General features: G+C 68.4%; 6 protein-coding genes. All 6 read right to left on the bottom strand.

The window, feature by feature from the left end:
• A partial coding sequence (locus tag GWK61_RS32240; protein WP_194915465.1) for a pectate lyase-like domain-containing protein occupies positions 1 to 2256 on the bottom strand: 2256 nt, incomplete at its 3' end.
• A 90-nt stretch (positions 2257 to 2346) separates the two neighbouring features.
• Positions 2347 to 2811: a beta-1,3-glucanase family protein gene (locus GWK61_RS32235; protein WP_194915464.1), complete on the bottom strand. Its 465-nt coding sequence runs from the start codon at positions 2809 to 2811 to the stop codon at positions 2347 to 2349.
• 441 nt (positions 2812 to 3252) lie between these two features.
• On the bottom strand, positions 3253 to 4332 hold the full coding sequence (locus GWK61_RS32230) for a Zn-dependent alcohol dehydrogenase (protein WP_194915463.1): 1080 nt from the start codon (positions 4330 to 4332) through the stop codon (positions 3253 to 3255).
• 316 nt (positions 4333 to 4648) lie between these two features.
• The gene (locus tag GWK61_RS32225) at positions 4649 to 5437 is read right to left on the bottom strand and encodes a hypothetical protein (protein ID WP_194915462.1); all 789 of its coding nucleotides are present in this window, start codon (positions 5435 to 5437) and stop codon (positions 4649 to 4651) included.
• A gap of 3 nt (positions 5438 to 5440) precedes the next feature.
• Positions 5441 to 5698, bottom strand: coding sequence for a sigma-70 family RNA polymerase sigma factor (locus GWK61_RS59935; protein ID WP_323747852.1), 258 nt, complete (start codon positions 5696 to 5698; stop codon positions 5441 to 5443).
• 250 nt (positions 5699 to 5948) lie between these two features.
• Positions 5949 to 7124 (bottom strand): S53 family peptidase, encoded by a 1176-nt coding sequence (locus tag GWK61_RS32215; protein WP_194915460.1) that lies wholly within the window; start codon positions 7122 to 7124, stop codon positions 5949 to 5951.
• Positions 7125 to 7235 lie beyond the last annotated feature (111 nt).

The following is a 7235-nucleotide window of genomic DNA, read 5'->3' as shown; positions in this document are numbered from 1 at the left end:
GATGGCCATCGCGCTTTCGATGGGTGGTCCCGATGTGAAGTTGGAGTAGACGCCCATGCCGTAGCCCCGGAACGAGGTGACGCTGTTGGGGATGTAGAAGGCCGGGTAGCCGTTTTGGCTCGGGGTGGCCATCCAGGCCGACTGGTTGGGGACGTCGTAGGGGTTTTCGTTTTGGAAGAAGATGACGGTGCCGCCTTGGCCGTTCCAGACGGTCTCGTTCTTCTGGTAGTGCTCGACGGCCAGTCCGTAGGCGGTGACGTTGTTGCCGTTGACGGTCAGGCCGGTGTCTGCGGTGTCGGTGGTCCAGGAGTTGGAGCCGGCGCCGTGGTCGGCGCGCCAGGACCAGATGTTGTCCAGCAGGGAGTTGTTGCTGTTGTCGATGAAGGCGTCGGTGACTGATCCGGCGGTAGCGCCGCCGATCCGGAAGAACACGTCGTCGACGGTGACCGGGTCGCTGGCGTGGCTGGTGGCCGAGCCTTGGGTGCCGATGGTGAGCAGGGTCGGGGAGGTGGTGGGTCCGGCGTCGAAGATCAGGCCGGAGATGTTGACGCCGTTGACGTCGGCCACACTCATCGTGGTTTGGCCGGCGGTCGGGATCAGGGTGGCGAAGCCCAACCCGAGGATCTTGGTGTCGGGGTGGGTGACGTTGATCGTCTGGTTGTAGCTGTAGACACCCGGCGTGAACAGCAGGTTGTCGCCAGCCGCCAGCGCCGCGTTGATCTGACTTACGGTGCTGGAGGAGTCGATGACGTAGAAGGTGTTCAGCGACACCGAGGTGCCGGGGGTGCTGCCGCCGGCCCAGGTCGGGCCGCTGGTGTTGGACTGCACCGAGGGCACGAACACGTTGTAGTTGCCTGAGCCGTCGGTGTACAGGTACGGCTCCTCCTGTGTTGTCGGGCAGGTGCCGAGCGTGGTGTACGGCTGCGGGCCGCCGGCCTGCAGGGAGGTCGAGCCGAAGCTCTGTGCCGGGGCGCCGGGGTCGCCGCAGAACACCTGGTTCCACACCCCGTTGGTCCAGGAGCCGATGCTGGTGTTGCGTACCAGGTACTGCTGCTGTGAGCCGTTTTCTATGGTGCCGTTGAGTTGGGAGTCGGCGATGAACCCGCCGCTGGACCAGCCCGGTGTCCCGCCGCAGTAGTCCATCAAGGTCAGGTTGCCGTTGACCACCACCCGGCGCATCGGTGAGGCCTGCGAGGCAGCCCAGACGTCCTCGCCGGCGTTGCAGCCGGTCAGGCCGGTGACGTTGATGGTGAGGTTGGAGACCGAGCGCCAGAAGTTGTTGGTGGCGTAGCACTGGTTCGAGGCGCCGTTGGTGCACTGGTTCCAGGAGTCGATGGTGCCGTTGATCACCACCTGGCCCGGGTTCTGCCCCAGACCCTCGACGCTCTCGTAGTACCCGAGCTGGAAGTCCAGCGGCGCCGCGGCCGAGCCGTACGTCCCGGGCTCGAACAAGATCTCATAGCGCTGATTCCCGAACTGGTTCGGCGCCTGCTGCGTACCGATCGCGTTGAGCTGGCTGGCGATCGCGCTCACCGACTCACTCGGACTGATCACAATCACGTTCGGACCCAGGCCACCGCCGGTCGGAGGCGGCGGCCCGCCGGACGGACTCGACGACGAGGAGGTCGGGGGCGTCGACGGCGAGGTCGACGTGCTGGGCGAGCTGGGCGAGGTCGGGGTGCTCGACCCGGACGTCGGTCCGCCCGGGCCGCTCAGCGTGACGTCGTCGGCCGAGTAGTCGCCCTGGGCGTACCAGCCGTGCAGCCAGACGGTGACGCTCGTGGTGGACGCGCCGGTGGTGAACGAGGTGCTCAGCTGCGTCCAGGAGCCGCTGCTCGTCCAGGTGCTGGTGTCGCTGGTGCCGGTTCCGGTGTCGCCGAGGTAGACGTAGCTGCCCTCGACCCACGCGGTCAGCGTGTAAGCCGAGTTCGGCTGCACGCTCACCGCCTGCGAGCACTGCGCGTCATTGCTGTTCGTCGGCGTGCCGAGCAGGGCGTGCGAACCGGAGTGCACCGGGCTGGCGACCACCGATCCGTTGCCGCCCGAGCAGGACCAGGGCGAGAGCGTCCCGGATTCGAATCCGGGGTTCTGGACGAGATTCCCGGTGGCCGCCGGGCCGGCGGCCGACGCCGCGGTCGACGTGGTCGCGGCGGCCGCCAGGCCGGCCAGGGCGAGGGCGCAGGCCGCGGCGATCACGCCGGCCCGCTGCCGTACCTGACGGCGCAGGTGACGGCTCAATGCGTCTTTGAAGGGCATGGATGGTCCTCAGTATCGGTTGTGCACTTCCGCTGGACGCGGCGCGGACGGGTATCAGGGCGAGCACACCCGCGCCACCTCTGCGGCTGGTCAACAGGCCCCGGCGTTAATGTTCGGGTCCGACGGGTTGCTCACCGACGGCTCGACCAGAGCGGGGCCGGGGTTGAGCAGGAAGGTGAGCGGGCTGCCGATGGAGAACCACACCCGGCCGCCGGCGAGCTGCGGAATGGTGATCGTGGTCGTCGAGCCGGGCCCGCCCAACGGAATCGCACAGTTCGCACCCAGCGGCGTGCCGGTCGAGCTCGGCGACGTGGGGTAGTACAGGGTCCGGCCGTCCGATTCGAGCAGAACCAGGGCATTGTTGCCGATCGCCAGCCCGGTCACGAACGCGTAGACCGTGTTCGAGGTTGTGTTGTTCTTCAACGCGACCGACAGCGTGGACGCGGTGGCGGCGGACGCCCGCGAGCCCACCGCGTCGACACCGACGCCGCCGAGGAGCGCGGCACCTCCCACGAAGGCTGAGGAGGCAAGGAACCTTCTGCGGCTGACCGTCATGTGCACTCTCCTCGGGAGATCGCGAACCCGAACCGTGAATCCGGAGCCTGACATCACAGCACCCGGACCAGGGCCGGAGCCCCTTACCGGGTGACGCGGCGATCAGCGCGCAGGAACACCGCGCGGATCGACTGAGCGCCCACTCCCCTGCCGTGCGGCGCCGCACGAGTGGCGTGAGCGGGTGGCGGACGGGCGATTCCGGAAACGTTTCCGAAACGCCGGTTGGGTCAGAGTATGGAAACGCTCAGGCCGTCCGTCAACCGCTCTCGCGTGATTCTTTTCCACCGCCGTCGCACAAAAGAAATCGTGGATCAACGAGATCGATCGACTATCCCCACGGGTCTCGTCTCCGACGTCGGTTCGGGCGGCTCAGCGGGCAAAAAGCCGCCCCCGGGCCGGCGACGATCGCGGCACGGGGGCGTCAGAAGTTTTTTGCGCGGATCAGACCTCGATGATCGTCCGGATCGCCTCGCCGGTGCGCATCAGCTCCAGCGCCTGGTTGACGTCGTCGAGCTTCAGTCGGGCGGTGATCATGCCTTCCAGGTCCAGTCGGCCGGCACGCCAGAGCGCGATCATGCGGCCGTACTCCCGGCGCGGGTCGGCGCCGCCGTAGTAGGAACCGAGGATCTTCTTGTTCTCGGAGAAGAGCTGGAACATGTCGAACTCGACCCGGTCCTTGTTCTTGCCGGCTCCGACGACCGTGACGGTGCCGCCGCGGCGCGCCAGGCCGTAGGCCTGCTTCACCAGCGCCGAGTGGCCGACCACCTCGAAGACGTAGTCGAAGCCGGTCCCGCCGGTCACCTCGGCCTTGGCCGCGTCGACCTCCTCGGGCCGCACGGCCTTGGTGGCGCCGAAGCTCAGCGCGGCCTTGTGCTTGCTCTCCACCGGGTCGATCGCGACGATCTCAGCCGCCCCGGCGATCCGCGCGCCCTGGATCACGCTGATCCCGACGCCGCCGGCGCCGATCACCGCGACCGAGGAGCCCGGCTGCACCTGCGCCGTGTTGAACACCGCGCCGACCCCGGTGGTGACGCCGCACCCGATCAGCGCCGCGATCTCATACGGCACGTCATCCGGGACCTTCACCGCACACTGCCACGGCACCACCATCTCCTCGGCGAAGGTGCCGTTGCCGGCGAAGCCGTAGACCTCGGCGCCGTCGATCCTGAAGTGCGGCTCGAACATCATGCCGACGAAGATGTTCACGCACAGGTTGCCCTGCCCGCCGCGGCAGAAGGAGCACTCGCCGCACGACGGGTTCCAGCACACGATGACCCGGTCGCCGACCGCCACCTGCGTGACGCCCTCGCCGACCGCGACCACGTCCCCGGCGCCCTCGTGGCCGGGCACGAAGGGCGCGGGCTGGCGCAGCACCCCAGTCATCGCCGACAGGTCCGAGTGGCACACCCCGGTGGCCCGGACCCGGATCCGCACCTCGCCGGGGCCGGGGCCGACGACGGAGACGTCGTCACGCACCTCGAGGACTTCGCCACCGATCTTGAACAGGACTGCTGCGCGCATCGTGATCCCTCGCCCGAATCCGTCTGGCTCCTGTGAATGAGCACGGCGTTGACGGGCGCGACGGCGTCCGTCGCGCCCGCCCGAGATGGTGTGGCTGCCCACCGCCCCGCGCTGGCGCCCACATCCTCACAGGCATCGTCGAGCCCTGAAAACAAATTCCCGGTGAACGTTGGGTGTACTCCGGTAATCGAGTGATGTCACCTAAGGGACTATGTCTATGGCGTTACAGGTGATGGGAGCACGTCCGAAACCCGGGGGAAACACCGAGGGCTGACGCCTCGTGAGTGGAGTAGGCGGCGCGGCGTCGTCGGTTCCGTCAGCAGGACAAGGACACGTTCTTGGCGGGAGGGGCGGGGTCGATCGTGCAGACTCTGGCGCCGCTCGCGGAGAAGAGTTTGACCTTCAAGGGGCCTGAGTAGAGCTGCTGCTGTGCCTTGTCCGCGGCTGTGGTGATCGCCTTCGGTGTGAAGAACAGAAGGCCGGGCTGGCCCGACACCGCCTCGACGATCGTGGCGACGTGGGCCTTGCCGTCGCCGCCGGTGACGGTGACGAGCGTCGGCTTCACGGCGGCGAGCGTCATTCCGTAGACATAGCCGTTGGCCCCGGGAGCGGCCACGATTCCACTACCCAGCATATGGAAGGGCCCGGCCTCGGGGCTCACGGTGTTGCCGTCCGTCGGCGATGTGCCGCCAACCCAGCCGAAGGCGTAGCCGGGGGCGCAGTCCCCGGTCTCGAACGTGGGGCTGTCGATGTTGGTGACGCAGAGGGACTTGCCCGTGAACCAGATGGTCGCGCCGGATGGACCAGGCACGGTGAAGCGCTGGCCGGGCGACAGCTTGATGACAGGCGAATGCTGGCCGGCCCGGTCGTTCTTCCCGGCGGCCATCACGTCGGCTGCGGCGCCCGATCCGCTCGTCCCGCCGACCGTCAGCACGGCACCGGCCGCGACCCCGACGGCCGCCAGCGCCGCGCCTGACAACGTCAGCCGAGCCCTGGTCTGCTTCCGTCGCGCGCTGGCGAGGACAGCTGCGGGGGAAAGCCCCGGGTTGTATTCATCGCGGTAGTCCAGTGCCGCGATGATGGCGTTCTCTTCTTCGGTTTCCACGGGTCAGCTCTCCCAGTCCGAGTACTTCAGTGTCAGGATTTCCGAGCCGCGCAGTTTCGTGAGCGCCCGGTGCAGCGTGCTCTTCACCGTGCCCGGGGCGATCCCCACCTCCGCGGCCGTCTGCGCCTCGCTGAGGTCGGCGTAGTAGCGCAGCACCACCACGTGCCGCTCGCGTTTCGTCAGCGTCGCCAGGGCTTCCAGCACGACGGTCCGCTGCGAGTGCTCGTGCGCGAAGTCAGGCGCCGCGCTGTGCTCCGGCACGGTGCCGGGCCGCTCCCGGTCCCGGCTCCACCACGTCTTGTGCTGGTTGACGAGGATCCGCGGGTGCGAACTGGGTTGTCGTACTCGTCTTCCACACCTTCTAGAGTCTCCGGCCGGGCATTCGGTTCTGGTGCCGGCGGAAGAATCTTGCAGCCCTGCACGGTCCCACACTCGAAAAGCCAAACGGCGTGGCGACGGCAAAGCTGCCGCCACCACGCCGGTCACTGTTCGTCAGCGACTACCGTGCGGATCAGAACCCGCCGACACCGTTCGGCGTGCCCAGCCCGGTCGGGCCGTCCCAGCCCACGCGCGCGTGGCACAGCTGGGCCGGCGAGCACGAGCCGTTGGAGCCGGTCGTGACGTCGAAGAAGGTGCTCGCGGAGTCGTGGGTGTAGGGGTAGTTGTTGTTGATGGAGGCGGCGTTGCCGGCCAGGGCGTACACCGAGGCGATGATCGGCGAGGCCACCGAGGTGCCGCCGTAGACCTGCCAGCCGCTGCGGCCGCCGTACGGGGTGGTGTCGTAGACCGCGACACCGGTCGCCGGGTCGGCAACAGCCGAGACGTCGGCCACGGCGCGCCGCGGGCAGCCGGTGCCGTAGGGGGCCTGGCCGCTCAGCGCCGGGTTGTAGGCCGAGCACCCGGAGCCGGCGCCGGACCACGCAGTCTCACTCCAGCCGCGCGCGTTCGAAGCCCGGGTCAGCGAGGTACCGCCGACCGCGGTGACGTAACGCGAGGACGCCGGGAACTCCACACCGTAGCCGCTGTCACCGGAGCTCGCGGTGATCATGATGCCGGGGTGGTTGTAGTACGGCGCCGAGGTGTCGGGCAGGTCGCCGCCGCCATAGCTGTTGGAGATCGTGTTGGCGTGCAGCGCCGCCGCCTCGTTCACCGCCGCACCCAGGTTGGCGTACGACGCCGAGGTGGCCTCGACCAGCAGGATGTGGCACTTGGGACAGACGGCCGAGACCATGTCCAGGTCCAGCGATATCTCGGTGGCCCAACCCGCGTCGGTCGGCGGGTAGCTGGTGCCGCCGCTCTGGTTCACCTTCTTGAAGCAGCCACTGGCCGTGGTGCACGCCGGCAGACCGTACGTCGACCGATAGACGGCGAGGTCGGCCTCGGCGGTCGGGTCGTTGTACGCATCGACGATGGCCACCGTCTGCCCCACACCCCGGGTGCTCGACGGCAGCTTGTAAGCGGACTGCAGGTCAGTCGGACCGTAACCGGACGGAACGAGTGCCGGATGCGCGCCGGGCGCGGCATGCCCGGGCACGAACAACGGGTGCGCAAAAGTAGTGGCCGCAGCCGAGGTGGCCCCGGCAGAGCTACCGGCGGCCGAGGCATTCGCGTCGGCAAACGCCGGCACGGCCATGGCCAGCAAAAGTGCGGCGAGAGTGGAGAACAGAAGCCTGATACGAGCTGTCACTGAGAATCCTCCGAGAGGTGAATCTGGGGGGACGACCGGGCTGGTGGCCGGGCCGCGGTGCGGTGTGACGAGTTCGAAGCGGCCGCGGACGAACCGCGGAGCGTGCGGCGC

The organism is Catenulispora rubra (genome assembly GCF_015356825.1).
Taxonomy (GTDB): Bacteria; Actinomycetota; Actinomycetes; order Streptomycetales; family Catenulisporaceae; genus Catenulispora; species Catenulispora rubra.
This window is presented reverse-complemented; position numbering and strand designations above follow the sequence as displayed.